The sequence below is a fragment of the Nonomuraea sp. NPDC050451 genome, from assembly GCF_044458585.1.
In genome coordinates, this window is record NZ_JBITHZ010000005.1 from 250,154 (window position 1) to 264,998 (window position 14,845).

The window sequence follows — 14,845 nt, forward strand, 5'->3', positions numbered from 1 at the left end:
GCTCTCACTGTTTGGGCGGCGACGGCGCCTTTACAATGTAGATTCATGACCTTGGTGACGGAGTTCACGGAGTTGTTCGGGGTGCGGCATCCGATCGCGCTGGCGCCGATGGGTGGATCGGCCGGCGGAGCGCTGGCCGCCGCAGTCTCCAACGGCGGCGGGCTCGGGCTGCTGGGCTCGGGGAACGGAGACGCAGACTGGCTGTCCCGCGAGCTGCCGATCGTCGCGCAGAGCACCGACAAGCCGTGGGGCGTCGGCTTCCAGGCCTGGGCGATCGACGTCGGCGCGGTCGAGCGGGTGCTGGAGCACGGCCCCCGAGCGGTGATGTTGTCCTTCGGCGATCCGCGTCCGTTCGCCGAGCGCGTCCGGGCCTCCGGTACGGCGCTGATCATCCAGGTCACCGATCTGGAGGAGGCCCGGCAGGCGGTGGACGTGGGCGCCGACGTCATCGTGGCGCAGGGCACCGAGAGCGGCGGCCATGGGGCCCGGCATGGACGGTCGACGTTGCCGTTCGTGCCGGTCGTGGTGGACCTGGTGGCTCCGGTGCCCGTGCTGGCCGCGGGAGGGATCGCCGACGGTCGCGGCGTGGCCGCGGCCCTGGCTCTGGGCGCCGCCGGGGCGCTCATCGGCACCCGCTTCCAGGCCACTGCCGAGGCCCTGGTCGACCCTTCCATCGCCAAGGCGATCGTCGAGGGCCGCGGGCAGGACACCAGCCGCAGCCGCGTGCTGGACATCGTCCGCGGCTCCAGGTGGCCGTCGAAGTACACCGCCCGTACTCTCGGCCACCCGTTCCTCGATCGATGGCTGGGCCGGGAGGCGGACCTGGCCGGGGACTCCCAGGCCAGGCAGGACTACCAGGATGCCGTGACACGCGGTGATGTGCCCCCGCTGCCGGTGTGGGCCGGTGAGGCCGTCGATCTCATCACCGATCTGCCGCGCGCGGCCGATCTCGTCGCCGGCCTGGCCGCGCAAGCCGAGAACGCGCTGGCCAGGGCCGTCAGGGGCGCCGATCTCGGCTGAACGCGGCGCCGGGTCAGGCCGCGGCGGACGGGATGAGGCGGCGGTTGCGTACGAGCCAGATGGCGCGCTCCAGGTCGGGGGTCATGTAGCGGTCGTCGCTCAGAGTCGTGATGTGCCGGCGGATCTCCGCGTGCAGGGTACGCGTGACGGCGCCGAGCGGCAGGCCCTCCATCTTCTGCGCGATGAGGTCGATGCCCTGGGCGGCCATCATGTACTGGATGGCCAGGACGACCTCGAGCCGGTCCAGGTTCTGCTGCAGGTGCCTGACCGAGGCCATCGCCATCGTGTTGTGGTCCTCCTGCCCGTCCTTGACCGGCCGGGACAGCGTTCCCGCCGGCGTGGCTCTGGCCTGCATCTCCGGGATCAGCGCGGCGGCCACCGTCTGCACCTGCACCATGCCGGAGTTGAGGCCGACGGTCCCGCCGGCGAGGTTGGCGGGCAGGCCGTAGCTCCACTTGGGCGACAGCAGCCGCCCGGACAGCTCCTGTGACAGCACCCCGACGTCGGTGATCTCCGCGTTCAGGGTGTCGGCCAGGTGTCCCATGATGGAGGCGTCCCAGTTGCCGCCCATCACGAACTCGTACCCCTGCCCGTCCGCGCGCAGGAAGACCAGCGGGTTGGAGGTCGAGGAGTTGGCCTCCCGTACCAGGGCGCGGCGCGCCTCGGCCAGCGCGTGCCGGAGCCCGGCCAGGATGTGCGGCGCCGCCCGCACCGACACCGCGTCCTGGATGCGCGGCTCGTAGTTGGCCGGGTCGAGGCGCTTGCGGCCCTCCTCCGTCATCCAGCCCGAGCCCGCGACCATCGTGCGCAGCCGCGTGGCCACCGCGTCCTGCTCGGGGATGTGGCGTTCCTTGTGGGTACGCGCGTCGAGCGAGCCCTGCTCGGCCCTGGTCGCCTCCATGAACAGGGCGAAGGCGCCCTCCGCCTGGTCGGCGAGCATGGTGGCCCGGTACACGGCGTTCATCAGCATGGCGGCCACGACGGTGCTGCCGCTGATGATGGGCAGCGCCTCGCCCGCCTGGAAGACGAAGTCCCTGGGCAGCCCGGCCTGCGGCAGGATCTCGGACGCGGGCCCCTCCCGGCCCATGTAGCGTACGGGCGCGTTCTCGCCGGCCGCCGCGAGTCCGGCGGCGGCCTGCGGCTGGAGGTCCCCGGTGCCCAGCGACCCGATCTGCGGCATGCGCGGTATGACTCCGGCGTTGACCATGGACAGCAGGCGCTGCGGCACCTCGGGGCGCACTCCGTACGTTCCCCTGGCCATCTGGTTCGCCTTGAGGATCAGGGCCAGCTTGGCCACGTTGTCGGGCAGCGGCTCGCCGACGCCCGCGGCATGGGAGCGCAGGACGTTGCGCTGGAACTGCTCGGCCTGTTCGGGCGAGAGCGGGCGGTCCTTCAGCGGCCCGAGCGCCTGGTTCCAGCCGTACACGCGCTGGTTGGCCAGCGCGGTGAGCGCCCCCTGCCGAGTCTGGTTCATGGTCGCCGGCACGGTCGCCGCGAGCTGTGCGGTGACGGGACGGCCTGAGAGGACCGCGAAGGCGTCCCGCAGCGAGAAGGAACTGCCGTCCAGCACCAGGCTCAGCGGCCGGGGCGGCGCCGCTGCCGTGGGCGGGCGTTCGAGGGTGGCGACGGCCTGACCCGGTACGAACATGGCGACGAGCAGGGCCGCACCGGCGGCTATTCGTCCAATTTTGGTGGTCAACGTGTCCCCCGGCCTTCGCGACGCGGATCATCAACGCTCCCTTTTAGACATGGGGCGAGGCGGCGCAGAAGACGGCTCGGCAATGGCGGGACAAATGCTGACTCACCCTCGACCGGTCCGTGACGGGCCCCAGCCGGAGGTGAGGCCTCCTAGTACGACCCGATACCTTGCCACACAAGGTATCGGGTCGTACTGTGGTCATATGCCTGAGGACACCGAGGCCGCATCGGGCTCGGCCACCGTCGCCCGCCTCCGCCGCGAGCTCGCGCGGGGCACGACCGAGCTGGCCGTGCTGTCCGTCCTCGACGTCCGCCGCCGATACGGCTACGAGCTGCTGAAACTGCTGCGCCAGGCGGGCGAGGGGGTCCTGGAGGTCAAGGAGGGCACGCTCTACCCGCTGCTGCACCGGCTCGAGGACGCCGGCCACATCCTCGCGACCTGGGAGGCGGAAGGGCGGGCCAGGCCGCGCAAGTACTACGTCATCACCCCGGACGGTCGCACATACCTCGCCATGCTGCGGGCCGAGTGGAGCGGCCTGGTGGACGCCATGCGACAGCTACTCGACACCCTTGGCGAGGTGCAGGAATGAGTGACGAACAGCAGATCATCGACGACTACGTCGAGAGGGCCGGACGACACCTGACCGGCCCGGCCCGGGAGAGGGCACAGGCGGAGCTCGTCGAGCACCTGTCCGACGCGGCGGAGGCGGGCGAGCTGGCCGAGGCCCTGAGCCGGCTCGGCACCCCGGAGGAGGCGGCGGCCGCCTTCGCCGAGCTCAGCCCCACGCCGCCTGCCCGCATGGACGTGCGGTTCGTCGCCGTGCTGATCGACAACCTGCCGCTCGTCGGCGTCACGATCGCGCTGCTCGTCCAGGGGCTCACCCGGACGGTCGGGCAGGGAGTCGGGTTCAGCCTGGCGTTCCCGCCCTTCGTGTACGTCAAGGTCGGCGGCGTCTGCGTGTCCACGGCGCCCCAGGGGTGCGGAATCGACGCCTACGACGCCGCCGGGCTGCTCTACAGCCTGGGCGTTCCGCTCGCCCTGACCTGGTCGATCGTCGGGCTGGGGCTGCTGGAGGCGTGGACCGGCACGACGCCGGGCAAGCGCGCCATGAAATTACGCGTGGTGACCGAGGCCGGGCTGCGCATCCATCCGGTCGCCGGCATCGTGCGCAGGCTCAGCCTGCTGCTGGGGCCGTTCGCCTGGCTGGACTGGGCTCCCGTCGTGTGGGGCGACCGGCGGCGGGTGCTCGATCGCCTGGTCGAGACCAAGGTCGTGGCCGCCGCCCCGGCTGGTGAGACGCGGTGAACCCCGACGGCCCGCGCGTTGCGCCCCTCGTGGCACTGGCCGTCGGGACGGCGCTGTCGTCGGTGGGGATGCGCGCCCCGCGCCTGCGGGACGTCCTGATCACCGTCGGACTGGCCGTCCTGACGCTGGCGGCCGGCGTCGCCCTGTACGCGCTCCTCGCGGGTGAGGTCTCCGGCCGGCAGTCGCAGTCGGACCAGATCATGGCCGGCCGCGCTCGTGTCGTACGTGGTGTTCGTCGGCTCCCACGTACCCGGCTCGGGCTGGGCCACCGCGCTGACCATGGTCGCCGTGGGGGCGGTGCTCTTCGTCGGCCTCTACTGGCTGCGCCGCAACCTGCCGCTGTGCGTCGGCGCGCACGCCGTCACCAACCTGCTCATCCTGGCGAACGCCTAGGTCACGACGTTTCCGCACCACGAGCAGGGGGATGATTCCGAACCGTCTGGAATTGCGGCAACCGGGGGTAAGCGTGCCAGTTACTGGACAGCAGGGGAGCTGGCTGTGGGCGCGGGACTTTGACGGGATATTCACCCACACGGTCACTGTTCAGGTCGCCAACCGCGACACTTTCGCGGAAATCGCGTTGTTCGACGACCGGGCGATGGACAAGGAACTCCATGTGGCGAAGTGCGCGATCACCCAGATCGTCAGTGCCAGTGGCGTCGAAAACTGGGACATCGGGCTGACCGGCGTCTTCAATCCGAACGCTTTCCGGAGGAATGTCACGAGCATCACGTTCGGGGCACTGGCCACCAACTCGCGGGCCGCCGCGCGGTGGACGCTGACCTTCTGGTCTTAGGAGGAGTGATGGAGTTCCACTTCGAGGCGCGGGAGGGCGAGGAGCCGCACCACCAGTGGTGTCTGGTGTACGAGGCCGCGTCTTCCCGGGTCGTCCACCTGCACCAGCACATCGCGATCAGCCCGGATGCGGCCCTGGCGAAGGAGCAATTGGAGGAGGCGGCCCTGGCGCAGGTGCCGTCCAACATCCCCCGGGAGCGCCTCGCCGTCGCGCATCCGGATCCCGGCGTGGAATTCGGCCCGGCCATGACGTACGTGGTCGATCCGGAATCGGGCCAGGTGTCCGCCACGCGGAGCACGGACACCTTCTACGAGGCGCGCTGAGCCGGGCCCCGCGTGCTCATGCCGGTGCGGCGGCCGTGCCGGCGCGCAGCTTCCGCGGGTGCAGCAGCTTGGCCCGCGGCGCCGGGATGCCACCGGCGGACCCCGCGTCCTGGAGAGCGGCCGTGAGCCACTCAACGCTCACCGGCTGGCCGTCGCCCTGCTTGATCAGCAGATCGCCGGCGGCCCGGGTGGAGCTCAACGCCCTCAGCCAGGGATGGACCCACGTGGGGACCGGGAAGGTGACGACATCCCCTCGGTCGTCGCGCATGGTGACGAGCACCAGCGGGTGGTTCGACCCGTGACCCACGGCGTGCAGGTCCTCGCTGGTCAGGCCGGCCAGCGTGGCCACGCTGGCGCCGGTGGCCTCGATCAGGGCGACGGCCACCGCCTCCGCCACGCGGCCGTCCGCGGCCAGCCGCGAGGCGCCGTGGCGCAGCAACCGTCGCTCCTCGCGCGTGATCGCGAGCGGCTGGGGCTCGTCGGCCAGCATGGAGGCGCCGTCGCCCTGCCGGATCGCGCCGATCGACCAGGCGAACCAGTAGAAAGAGGACAGGGCGCGGTGCTTCCTCGCCACGGTCGCGCCGGAGAGGGCGCGTCCGGGGTTGCGTACACCGACGGTGAGTGCGCCGATCCGGGCCTGCTGGCAGTAGGCGTCCAGGTGCGCGCCGGTGGCGGCGAGCAGCCCGAGGCCCGGCTCCGCGGCCTGCAGCCAGCGCAGGAACCCGGCCAGGGTCTGCAGGCACACCTGCCGCGTGGCCGTGCTGGGCCGGTCTCGCAGCCAGGCGGCCGCCGTCCGGCGGGTGTGATGGTCCAGGGCGTCGAGGAGCTCGACGTCGGCGCGGGGCCGCAATCCGGCGATCTGCCCGATGCCGGGCTCGGGCTCCGCGCGAAGTGGCGGCGCCTCGGGCCCGCGACGGCGCGCGGCTCGGGTCCCGGCCGGATCTTCGCCGGCCGGCGCGTTTGCTCCTCCAGCGGGCGCGTACGACATGCTCACCACGCGCGCGCCGGTGAGACTTCGGTGGTGCGGGCTCGTCCCGCGCCGGTGGCGCACGGCAGAACCGCATGGCCGCGCGTCGGCGACGCGGCCATCGCGATCGCTGCTGCGGCCGTCGCGAAGACATCACCGCCGCAGCCGGCAGTCAGACCAATCATCATCGTGTTGATCTTCTCATGGATGGAGACGGACTGGCGTCGCAAGCCATCGATCCACTGACCGCTCGTCCTGAAGGTGGCCGTGGGCGTCCCGGCCCTCAGCACCGCCGCGAACGCCTCGACCGCGTCCGCCGCCGGCACGCTCGACGGCCTCCGGCAGGGCCGGCCTTTCCTGTTCACCTACACCTTCAACGGCCACCTCAAGGTCGCCAGCGGCAATTTCACCGTCGACCGCCGTGTCTACCTGGTCGTCAAGTACAACACCGGCCGGGTGGCGTTCTCCAAGTGGGAGATCGCCCGGACGCATGCCGTCACTCCCGGCGGGGCCGTCTACGTGGAGACGACGATCGCCGCTCCCTGCGCCGGGAGCAAGAACGGGTACGCGCAGGCCTACGACGAGGCCACCCGGACGTGGTCCCCTCGGCTGCAGGTGAACATCTGCCAGCGGATCGACTGACGCTTGCCTCTCATTTCCGTGACATATGCATCACGATGGGTAAACAACCCCACGGGGATGCCTGCCGGTCGTCCGGTGAGCCACACGGGGAGAGCTGATGAAGGGGTACGACGTCGAGGGACCGGCACTGGAACTCGGGGCCCTGGTGCGTGAGGACGGCGCCGCCGACCCCTCGGAGCAGATCCGCATCTCCCTCAGCATGCTGAACCGGCACGGACTGGTCGCCGGCGCCACCGGAACGGGGAAGACCAAGACCCTCCAGCTCATGGCGGAGCAACTGGCAGCCCAGGGAGTCCCGGTCTTCCTCGCCGACATCAAGGGCGACCTGTCGGGGCTCGCCTCGCCGGGCACGACGTCCGAGCGCGTCACCCGGCGCGCCGCCGAGGTGGGGCAGACGTGGCAGCCCATGGCCTGCCCGGCGGAGTTCTTCTCCCTGGGCGGCCTGGGGGCCGGAATCCCGATCCGCGCCACCATGACCGCCTTCGGGCCGACCCTGCTCGCCAAGGTTCTCGGGCTCAACGAGACGCAGGAGTCGTCGCTCGGCCTGATCTTCTATTTCGCCGACAAGCACGGGCTGCCCCTGCTCGACCTCAAGGACCTGATCGCGGTCATCCGGTATCTGACCGACACCCCGGAGGCGCTGAGCGGGATCGGCGGGCTGTCGGCGGCGACGGCGGGCGTCATCCTGCGAGCTCTGACCAACTTCGAGGCGCAGGGGGCGGAGGCGTTCTTCGGCGAGCCGGAGTTCGACGTGCGCGACCTGCTCCGGGTGACCGCCGACGGCAACGGGATGGTCTCCGTTCTCGAGCTGCCCGCCGTGCAGGACCGGCCGCAGCTGTTCTCCACCTTCCTGATGTGGCTGCTCGCCGACCTCTTCCACGTGCTCCCCGAAGTGGGCGATGTCGACAAGCCGAAGCTGGTGTTCTTCTTCGACGAGGCGCATCTGCTGTTCGACGACGCGTCGAAGGCGTTCCTGCAGTCGATCACCCAGACCGTGCGGCTGATCCGCTCGAAGGGCGTCGGCGTCTTCTTCGTCACCCAGACGCCGAACGACGTGCCCTCCGACGTGCTCGCCCAGCTCGGCGCGCGCGTGCAGCACGCCCTGCGCGCCTTCACCCCCCAGGACGCCAAGGCGCTCAAGGCCACCGTCTCGACCTTCCCCGCGTCGTCCTACGACCTGGAGCGGCTGCTCACCGAGCTCGGCATCGGCGAGGCCGTCGTCACCGTCCTGTCGGAGACGGGCGCGCCGACCCCCGTGGCCTGGACGCGCCTGCGCGCCCCGCGGACGCTCATGGCGCCGTCGAGCCCGGACGTGGTGCAGGGCATCATCGCCGCCTCGCCGCTGCAGCAGAAGTACGGCACGGCGGTCGACCGCCAGTCCGCCTACGAGATCCTGTCCGCGAAGCTGGCCGAGCAGCAGCAAGCCGAGGCGCCCGCCGCCGAAGTGCCGCGCGAGCCGGAACGGCCCAGGGAGCCGGAGCCGAGGCGGTCCGTGCTGGAGAGCGTGCTGGAGTCGAAGGAGTTCCGCTCCATGGCGCGGTCGGCGGCCTCCGCCCTCGGCCGGGAGATCACCAGATCCATCTTCGGCACCGCCCGCCGCGGACGGCGCTGAACCGGATCACGTCCTCCGAGACGGCCGGGGAGGTGACTCACAGTGATCGACTTGGAGCGGAAAGCGGCTTTACCCTCTTGACTGCACGTGTAAGGTGCTCGAAGTGCCTGATCAGCATCCGCGACAAGGGTGATTCGCATGTCATACCCCTCCCACGATGGCTACGATCGCCGCCCGGCTCCGGCCCGGCCGAAGGTGAATCCCGCGCGAGTGTGGGGAGGCGGCGTGGCAGCCGCCGTGGTGGCCGCACTGATCGTGGTGGTCGGAGTCATGATCAGCAAGAGCCTGCTCGGCATCCGCGTCCTCACCCCGGACGGGGCGCCCGCCTACGGCAGCGCGGCGACCACGGGATACGCGATCTCGGCGGCCGCTCTGGCCCTCGTCGCGACGCTGCTGCTCTACATCCTCATGCTGTCGACCCCGGAGCCGAACAAGTTCTTCGGCTGGATCGCCGGGCTCGGCACCGTCATCATCACGCTCCTGCCGTTCATGAGCTCCGCGGACCTCATCCCGCAGATCGCCACGGCCGTCATCAACCTGATCATCGGCATCGCGATCGTCTCGCTGCTGGCGTCGATCGGGCGTACGGCCATCGAGGAGGTGCCGGACCAGGGCCCGTACCCGTACGAGCAGCCCCGCGGGTATGAACAGCCCCGCGGATACGAGCAGCCTCGGGGATACGAGCAGCAGCGGTATGAGCAGCCCCGGTACGAGCGGTCGCGCGATTACGAGCAGCGCGGATACGAGCGCCGGGACCACAACCCGTACGACTGATCACCCAGTTCGAACACTTCTGGCCGGCGGCATGCACCTCGCCGCCGGCCAGAGCGTGCCCTTCCAGCTGGGGCTGCCGCTAAGGGCGCTTTCGCCACCCGCTCGCCGAAATGACGCCGGGCCGCCAGCGAGTCAGGCGAGGGTCGGGTAGTCGGTGTAGCCGCGGTGGTCGCCGCCGAAGAAGGCGGCGGGGTCGGGGGTGTTGTACGGGCCGCCGGCCGCGAGGCGGGCCGGGAGGTCGGGGTTGGCCAGGAACAGCGAGCCGAAGGCGATCATGTCGGCGGTGCCGTCCTCCACCAGGTCGAGGGCGTCCGGCCCGGTGGCGGCGGGGTGGGTGTACGGGTTGAGGATGAGCGCGCCGGGCCACTCCTTGCGCAGGCGGCGGGTCAGGTCGCGGTCCGGGCCCTCCACCAGGTGCAGGTAGGCCAGGCCGAGCGGGGCCAGCCGGGCCACCAGGGCGCCGTAGGTCTCCTCCGGGGCGTCCTCGGCGATGTCGTTGTAGGGGTTGCCGGGCGAGAGGCGCAGGCCGACCCTGTGTCCGCCGATCGCCTCGGCCACGGCGGTGGCCACCTCGACGGCGAAGCGGATGCGGCCGTCGGCCGTGCCGCCCCAAGCGTCGGTGCGGCGGTTGCTGTTGGGGGCGAGGAACTGCTGGATCAGGTAGCCGTTGGCGCCGTGGAGCTCCACTCCGTCGAACCCGGCGGCCACCGCGTTGCGTGCGGCGGCGGCGAAGTCGTCGATGGTCTGGTTGATCTCGGCCTCGGTCAGTTCCTTCGGGGTGACGAAGTCCTTGGGGCCCTGGTGGGTGTAGATCTGCCCCTTGGCCGGCACGGCGGAGGGGGCGACCGGGTGCAGGCCGTCGGGCAGGAGGCTGGGGTGGCCGATCCGGCCGGTGTGCATGAGCTGCGCGAAGATCACACCGCCTTCGCGGTGGACCGCGTCGGTGACCTTCCGCCAGGCCGCGACCTGTTCGGCGGAGTGCAGTCCGGGGGTGTCGGGGTAGCCCTGGCCGACCGTCGACGGCTGGGTGCCCTCGGTGACGATGAGGCCGGCGCCGGCCCGCTGCGCGTAGTAGGTGGCCATCAGCTCGGTCGCGCCGGCGCCGGGGCCGTAGGCGCGGCTGCGGGTCATGGGGGCCATGACGATGCGGTTGGCCAGGCGCTTGCCGCCGAGTTCGTAAGAGTCGAATGCCGTTGGCATGATCACGTTCCTTGTTCAGAGGTGCTACACAGTGTTACCTGTTCGAGCAAGCATGTTGGTGGATTCATTCCGGCAGAACCCGTGATGCATGTCACCCAGAGTGATCATGTTCCGGAAGCCGTTCCGATAGGATTGAGTACTTGTCTGAGCAGCCACATCCACAGGAGAGGCCGATGGGCCCAGCTAAGAAAGCCGCCGAGACCGCGACAACGGCCGACACCCCGCTGCCGCCCTCCGTCCAGGCAGGCTCGCTCAACCACGCGATCATCCGCGTCGCGCGCCTGCATCGCATGCTGGCCGCCCAGCTCCTGCGCCGCGTCGGCCTCCACCCCAGCCAGGAGCTGGTCATGATGCAGCTGTGGGACCGCGGCCCCCAGCGTCAGACCGACCTGGTACGCATGCTCGGCTCCGACGCCGCCACCATGACCCGCACCATCCAGCGCCTGGAGCACGCCGGCTTCGTCCGCCGCCGCCCCAGCGCCACCGACAAACGCGCCACCATCATCGAGCCCACCCCCGCCAGCCAGGCCCTGTGCCGCGAGGTCGAGAACATCTGGGCCGAGCTCGAAAGCAGCGTCGCCGGCGGCCTGACCCCCGATCAGCAGGCCGACGCGCTCAAAGTGCTCGAACAGATCGAGGCCGGCCTCGCCCGTGCCGCCACGCAGAGCACCTGAGCGGTCATTCTCCGCCGGATCGGGGCACCAGGCGGATGATCGGCAGCTCCCGGTCGGTCTTCACCTGATACTGGGCGAAACGGGGCGCGGCGGCGACGATCTGCTGCCAGGCCTGCTCGCGTTCCGCACCGTGGAGCTGCTCGGCGACCACCGCCACCGTGCGACCGTCGACCTCGATCCGCACCTGGTCGGGGTGGGCGGCGAGGTTGTAGTACCACGCCGGGTTCCCCGCCGCCCCGGCCGCCGAGGCCACGATCAGCCGACTGCCGTCCTTTCCGGGGAACCAGCCGACCGGCGTCGTCCGCTCCAGCCCGCTCTTGCGGCCGACGGTCGTCAGGATCAGGGCGTTGAAGCCCATGAACGTCCCGCCACCCTTGCGCCGGAGCCGCCGGGCCATCAGCGTGTTCAGCCATCGGAACGCCCAGCCGGCCGGTTGGCGGGCGCCTCGGGTTCCCGCGGGGGTGTCGAAGCTCATGAGACCTCTCCATCATCGGTCGGGTGGACGGTGCGGCGGACCTTGACCTCGCGGTCGTGCGTGAAGGGCAGCCCCTCCAGGTTGAAGCTCCACGACACCGTGGGGGTGATCCGCATGTAGGACGCGAGCCCGAACCGGCCCTGGCGTTCGACGAGTTCGGCGTCGCCGTAGATGCGCAGGTAGCGCGGCGTCCACGGCTCGGTCGAGGGCAGGTCGTCGATGACGAGCGCGACCTTGGTGTTCCCGTTCCGTACGTTGCGGAACTTCCTGGTCCTGTCCGGATCGATCCCGCCCACGTACACGTGCGTACCGTCGAAGTCGAACCCCACCGGCACCACGTCCGGCCGGCCGTCGTCCGAGACGGTGGCGATGCGGGCCAGTCGCTGGGACCGCAGGTAGCCGATCTCTTCTTCACTGAAAGACATGCTGAGCCCGTTCGTTAACGAGGCGTACTGTATGCGGCGTTAACTATACGCCCCATGTACCGTAGTGCCGTGAACAAGACGGCGCAAGCAGGGCAGGAACCCGCGGCGGAGGGACGGCACACCGGCGACCCGCGAACGGACGTCGCCACCGCGCTGCACCAGCTCTCGACCCTGGTGCATGGCATCTACACCCGCATCTCCGAACGCCACGACCTGACCCCCGTCCAGGCCAGGCTCCTGTGCGTCCTGCTCGACGGCCCCCGGGGCATGGCCGAGCTCGCACACTGCTTCGGCGTGGAGAAGGCCGCGCTCACCGGCCTCATGAACCGGGCCGAACGCCGCGGCCTCGCCCAGCGATCAGCCGTTCCGGGCGACCGGCGCGCGCTGCAGGTGACGCTGACCGACGCCGGCTACCAGGCGGCGACCGCGTTCCATGCCGAGGTGAGCGCTGAGCTCGACCGTCTCGTCTCACCTCTCGCGCCCGACGCCCGCGAGCGCTTCGGCGACACGATGGCCGAGATCATCGCGAGGTGCCGGGCGTCCGGCTGCGCCGATCCCCGCTGACCTCCGCGCGGCTCAGGAGGCGTTCGTCCGGAAGGAGGAGCGGTAGGACTGAGGCGTGACGCCGACGACGCGCTTGAACCGCTCCCGGAACGCGGTGGCCGAGCCGAACCCGGCTTGCGCGGCGACCCATTCCACCCCGTGGTCGGTGTTCTCCAGCAGGAACTGCGCCCGTCGTACGCGTGCGCGCAGCAGCCACTGCAGCGGCGTGGTGCCGGTCTGCTCGCGGAATCGGCGGCTGAAGGTCCGCTCGCTCATCCCGCCGCGCAGGGCCATGTCCGCCAATGTCACCTCCTGGGCGAGGTTGTCCTCGATCCACGACAGCACCGGCTCCAGCAGCGACCCCTGGGGCACCGGCGGCCGGGCGTGGACGATGAACTGCGCCTGCCCGCCCTCCCGTTCCAGGGGCATCACCGACAGCCGGGCCGAGTCCGCGGCGACCGCCGAGCCGAAGTCCCGCCGGATGACGTGCAGGCACAGGTCCAGACCGGCGGCGGCCCCGGCCGAGGTCAGGATCTGGCCGTTGTCGACGTACAGGACGTCCGGCCGCACATCCACCCGCGGGAACTGCTGGGCCAGCCGGTGCGCCGCCGCCCAGTGCGTGGTCACGCTCAGCCCGTCCAGCAGCCCGGCCGCGGCGAGGGTGAACGCCCCCGCGCAGATGGAGGCGATCCGGGTGCCGGCGGCGGCCGCCGCGCGCAGGGCGTCGAGCACCTCCGGCGAGGGCGGGGCGGCCTGCTCGGAGCAGCCCGGCACGACGATCGTGTCCGCCTCCCGCAGCGCCTCCAGGCCGTGCGGGGCAATGAGCGTGAAGGCGCCGCTGACCACCTGCGGCGTCGCGGCGCAGACCAGGATCCGGTACGGGCTCCGCCCGTCTGCCAGCCGGGCGCGTCCGAACACCTCGATCGGCGTCGCCATGTCGGCCGCCACCACATGGTCCAGAGCCAGGACCGCCACCGTGTGCATGAGGACACGGTAGGCGCTCGCGGTGCGGCCGGCCGCGGGAGTCCCGGTCAGTCGAGCCCGCCGCGTTTGACCAGCTGGGCGGCGATGACGTTGCGCTGGATCTCGTTGGTGCCCTCACCGACGATCATCAGCGGCGCGTCGCGGAAGTAGCGTTCGACGTCGAACTCGGTGGAGTAGCCGTAGCCGCCGTGGATGCGTACGGCGTTGAGCGCGGCTTTCATGGCGGCCTCGGAGGCGAACAGCTTCGCCATGCCGGCCTCCATGTCGCAGCGCGCGCCGCTCTCGTACCGCTCGGCGGCGTGCAGGATGAGCTGGCGGGCGGCGGTGAGCTCGGTGGCCATGTCGGCGAGGTGATTGCCGACGGCCTGGTGCTTCCAGATGGGCTTGCCGAAGCTCTCGCGCTCCTGCGCGTAGCGCAGGGCGTCGTCGAACGCCGCGCGGCCCACCCCCAGGGCACGGGCGGCGACCTGGATGCGGCCGACCTCCAGGCCCTTCATCATCTGCGCGAAGCCGCGACCTTCCGCGGCGCCGAGCAGGGCGGTGCGCGGTGCCCGGTGGTCCTCGAAGACCAGCTCGCAGCTCTCGACGCCCTTGTAGCCGAGCTTGGGCAGGTCGCGTGAGACCGTCAGGCCCGGCCCGTGTTCGAGGAGCAGGATGGAGACGCCCTTGTGGCGGGGCCGCGCGGAGGGGTCGGTCTTGCACATCAGGGCGATCAGCTGGGAGCGGCGGGCGTTGGTGATCCACGTCTTGGCGCCGTTGACCACGTACCCGTCGCCGTCCCGGCGGGCGGTGGTGGTCATGGCCTGCAGGTCCGAGCCGCCGCCCGGTTCGGTCAGGGCCATGGTCGCGCGGATCTCGCCGGTCGCCATCCTGGGCAGGTAGTGGTCCTTCTGCTCCTGCGTGCCGAAGGCGAGGATGAGCTTGGACACGACGGTGTGCCCGCCCATGGCGCCGGCCAGGCTCATCCAGCCGCGGGCGAGCTCGGCGGTGACCAGCGCGTAGCACGGCATGGACACCGGCGCCTCGCCCCAGGGTTCGGGGATGGCCAGGCCGAAGACGCCCAGCCGCTTCATCTGCTCGATGAGCTTGTCCGGGTAGGCGTTGGCGTGTTCCAGGTCGCGGGCGACGGGCCGGACCTCGCGCTCGACGAAGTCGCGGACCGTGTCGACGACGGCTTGTTCCTCGGTGGTGAGCCCAGTGGTGCGCCCAGTGGTGCGCATGGCCCTGCCTCCTCTGCTGATCTGGTGGAGCTTGGAAGGGCGGCAAGCCCAGTGCCGCGCGGAAGCGGTTCTTGACGAACACGCCGTCGCGTGGTGGAAGCGTACGCGGTGGCTCGTCCGTGGTGATCAGGACCTGGGCGAAGGTCGGCGCCGAGCGGGCCCGGATCCGGTGGACCAGGTCGTCCA

General features: G+C 70.9%; 19 protein-coding genes. 11 read left to right on the forward strand and 8 right to left on the reverse strand.

Going from position 1 to position 14,845, the window contains the following annotated elements; all coding sequences use genetic code 11:
• Window positions 1–45: 45 nt before the first annotated feature.
• Entirely contained in the window at window positions 46–1,020 is a 975-nt protein-coding gene (locus ACIBI9_RS19645) for an NAD(P)H-dependent flavin oxidoreductase (protein ID WP_397223562.1), read from the forward strand.
• Between the two features lie 13 nt (window positions 1,021–1,033).
• Here ACIBI9_RS19645 and hutH read toward each other — a convergent pair whose 3' ends face one another.
• Complete coding sequence (hutH, locus tag ACIBI9_RS19650) at window positions 1,034–2,719, reverse strand: histidine ammonia-lyase (protein ID WP_397223563.1); 1,686 nt, start codon at window positions 2,717–2,719, stop codon at window positions 1,034–1,036.
• Between the two features lie 202 nt (window positions 2,720–2,921).
• Here hutH and ACIBI9_RS19655 point away from each other — a divergent pair, with 202 nt between their 5' ends.
• The 5 genes from ACIBI9_RS19655 (at window position 2,922) to ACIBI9_RS19675 (ending at window position 5,143) form a co-directional block, all read left to right on the forward strand.
• Complete coding sequence (locus tag ACIBI9_RS19655; protein WP_397223564.1) at window positions 2,922–3,308, forward strand: PadR family transcriptional regulator; 387 nt, start codon at window positions 2,922–2,924, stop codon at window positions 3,306–3,308.
• Window positions 3,305–4,024 (forward strand): RDD family protein, encoded by a 720-nt coding sequence (locus tag ACIBI9_RS19660; protein ID WP_397223565.1) that lies wholly within the window; start codon window positions 3,305–3,307, stop codon window positions 4,022–4,024. The genes ACIBI9_RS19655 and ACIBI9_RS19660 overlap by 4 nt, the downstream gene beginning before the upstream one ends.
• A 162-nt stretch (window positions 4,025–4,186) precedes the next feature.
• Window positions 4,187–4,417, forward strand: coding sequence for a type II CAAX prenyl endopeptidase Rce1 family protein (locus ACIBI9_RS19665; RefSeq protein WP_397223566.1), 231 nt, complete (start codon window positions 4,187–4,189; stop codon window positions 4,415–4,417).
• Window positions 4,418–4,448: 31 nt separating this feature from the next.
• Window positions 4,449–4,820, forward strand: coding sequence for a hypothetical protein (locus ACIBI9_RS19670; RefSeq protein ID WP_397223567.1), 372 nt, complete (start codon window positions 4,449–4,451; stop codon window positions 4,818–4,820).
• An 8-nt stretch (window positions 4,821–4,828) separates the two neighbouring features.
• Entirely contained in the window at window positions 4,829–5,143 is a 315-nt protein-coding gene (locus ACIBI9_RS19675) for a hypothetical protein (protein WP_397223568.1), read from the forward strand.
• A gap of 16 nt (window positions 5,144–5,159) precedes the next feature.
• Here the strand turns inward: ACIBI9_RS19675 and ACIBI9_RS19680 are convergent, their stop codons facing one another.
• Window positions 5,160–6,140 (reverse strand): hypothetical protein, encoded by a 981-nt coding sequence (locus tag ACIBI9_RS19680; RefSeq protein ID WP_397223569.1) that lies wholly within the window; start codon window positions 6,138–6,140, stop codon window positions 5,160–5,162.
• The gene (locus ACIBI9_RS19685) at window positions 6,134–6,340 is read right to left on the reverse strand and encodes a hypothetical protein (RefSeq protein ID WP_397223570.1); all 207 of its coding nucleotides are present in this window, start codon (window positions 6,338–6,340) and stop codon (window positions 6,134–6,136) included. The genes ACIBI9_RS19680 and ACIBI9_RS19685 overlap by 7 nt, the downstream gene beginning before the upstream one ends.
• A gap of 37 nt (window positions 6,341–6,377) precedes the next feature.
• Here ACIBI9_RS19685 and ACIBI9_RS19690 point away from each other — a divergent pair, with 37 nt between their 5' ends.
• The 3 genes from ACIBI9_RS19690 (at window position 6,378) to ACIBI9_RS19700 (ending at window position 9,138) form a co-directional block, all read left to right on the forward strand.
• Window positions 6,378–6,752 (forward strand): hypothetical protein, encoded by a 375-nt coding sequence (locus ACIBI9_RS19690; protein ID WP_397223571.1) that lies wholly within the window; start codon window positions 6,378–6,380, stop codon window positions 6,750–6,752.
• 97 nt (window positions 6,753–6,849) lie between these two features.
• Window positions 6,850–8,364: a helicase HerA-like domain-containing protein gene (locus ACIBI9_RS19695; protein ID WP_397223572.1), complete on the forward strand. Its 1,515-nt coding sequence runs from the start codon at window positions 6,850–6,852 to the stop codon at window positions 8,362–8,364.
• A gap of 138 nt (window positions 8,365–8,502) precedes the next feature.
• A complete protein-coding gene (locus tag ACIBI9_RS19700; protein WP_397223573.1) occupies window positions 8,503–9,138 on the forward strand; it encodes a DUF6069 family protein in 636 nt (211 codons plus the stop codon).
• 132 nt (window positions 9,139–9,270) lie between these two features.
• On the opposite strand, the gene ACIBI9_RS19705 is transcribed toward ACIBI9_RS19700, so the two are convergent.
• Window positions 9,271–10,338, reverse strand: a complete 1,068-nt coding sequence (locus tag ACIBI9_RS19705) for an alkene reductase (protein ID WP_397223574.1) — start codon at window positions 10,336–10,338, stop codon at window positions 9,271–9,273.
• 173 nt (window positions 10,339–10,511) lie between these two features.
• Here ACIBI9_RS19705 and ACIBI9_RS19710 point away from each other — a divergent pair, with 173 nt between their 5' ends.
• Complete coding sequence (locus tag ACIBI9_RS19710) at window positions 10,512–11,012, forward strand: MarR family winged helix-turn-helix transcriptional regulator (protein ID WP_397223575.1); 501 nt, start codon at window positions 10,512–10,514, stop codon at window positions 11,010–11,012.
• A 4-nt stretch (window positions 11,013–11,016) separates the two neighbouring features.
• Here the strand turns inward: ACIBI9_RS19710 and ACIBI9_RS19715 are convergent, their stop codons facing one another.
• Window positions 11,017–11,487: a nitroreductase/quinone reductase family protein gene (locus ACIBI9_RS19715; RefSeq protein WP_397223576.1), complete on the reverse strand. Its 471-nt coding sequence runs from the start codon at window positions 11,485–11,487 to the stop codon at window positions 11,017–11,019.
• Window positions 11,484–11,912, reverse strand: a complete 429-nt coding sequence (locus ACIBI9_RS19720) for a PPOX class F420-dependent oxidoreductase (RefSeq protein ID WP_397223577.1) — start codon at window positions 11,910–11,912, stop codon at window positions 11,484–11,486. Before ACIBI9_RS19720 ends, ACIBI9_RS19715 begins: the two co-directional genes overlap by 4 nt.
• A 69-nt stretch (window positions 11,913–11,981) precedes the next feature.
• Between ACIBI9_RS19720 and ACIBI9_RS19725 the strand changes: the two genes are divergently transcribed.
• Window positions 11,982–12,476 carry a MarR family winged helix-turn-helix transcriptional regulator gene (locus tag ACIBI9_RS19725; RefSeq protein WP_397223578.1) on the forward strand — a complete coding sequence of 165 codons (495 nt, stop codon included), beginning with the start codon at window positions 11,982–11,984 and terminating at the stop codon, window positions 12,474–12,476.
• Window positions 12,477–12,488: 12 nt separating this feature from the next.
• Here ACIBI9_RS19725 and ACIBI9_RS19730 read toward each other — a convergent pair whose 3' ends face one another.
• Together ACIBI9_RS19730 and ACIBI9_RS19735 are read right to left on the reverse strand one after the other, a co-directional pair.
• Complete coding sequence (locus ACIBI9_RS19730) at window positions 12,489–13,439, reverse strand: GlxA family transcriptional regulator (RefSeq protein WP_397223579.1); 951 nt, start codon at window positions 13,437–13,439, stop codon at window positions 12,489–12,491.
• Between the two features lie 47 nt (window positions 13,440–13,486).
• The gene (locus ACIBI9_RS19735; RefSeq protein WP_397223580.1) at window positions 13,487–14,659 is read right to left on the reverse strand and encodes an acyl-CoA dehydrogenase family protein; all 1,173 of its coding nucleotides are present in this window, start codon (window positions 14,657–14,659) and stop codon (window positions 13,487–13,489) included.
• Between the last annotated feature and the right edge of the window lie 186 nt (window positions 14,660–14,845).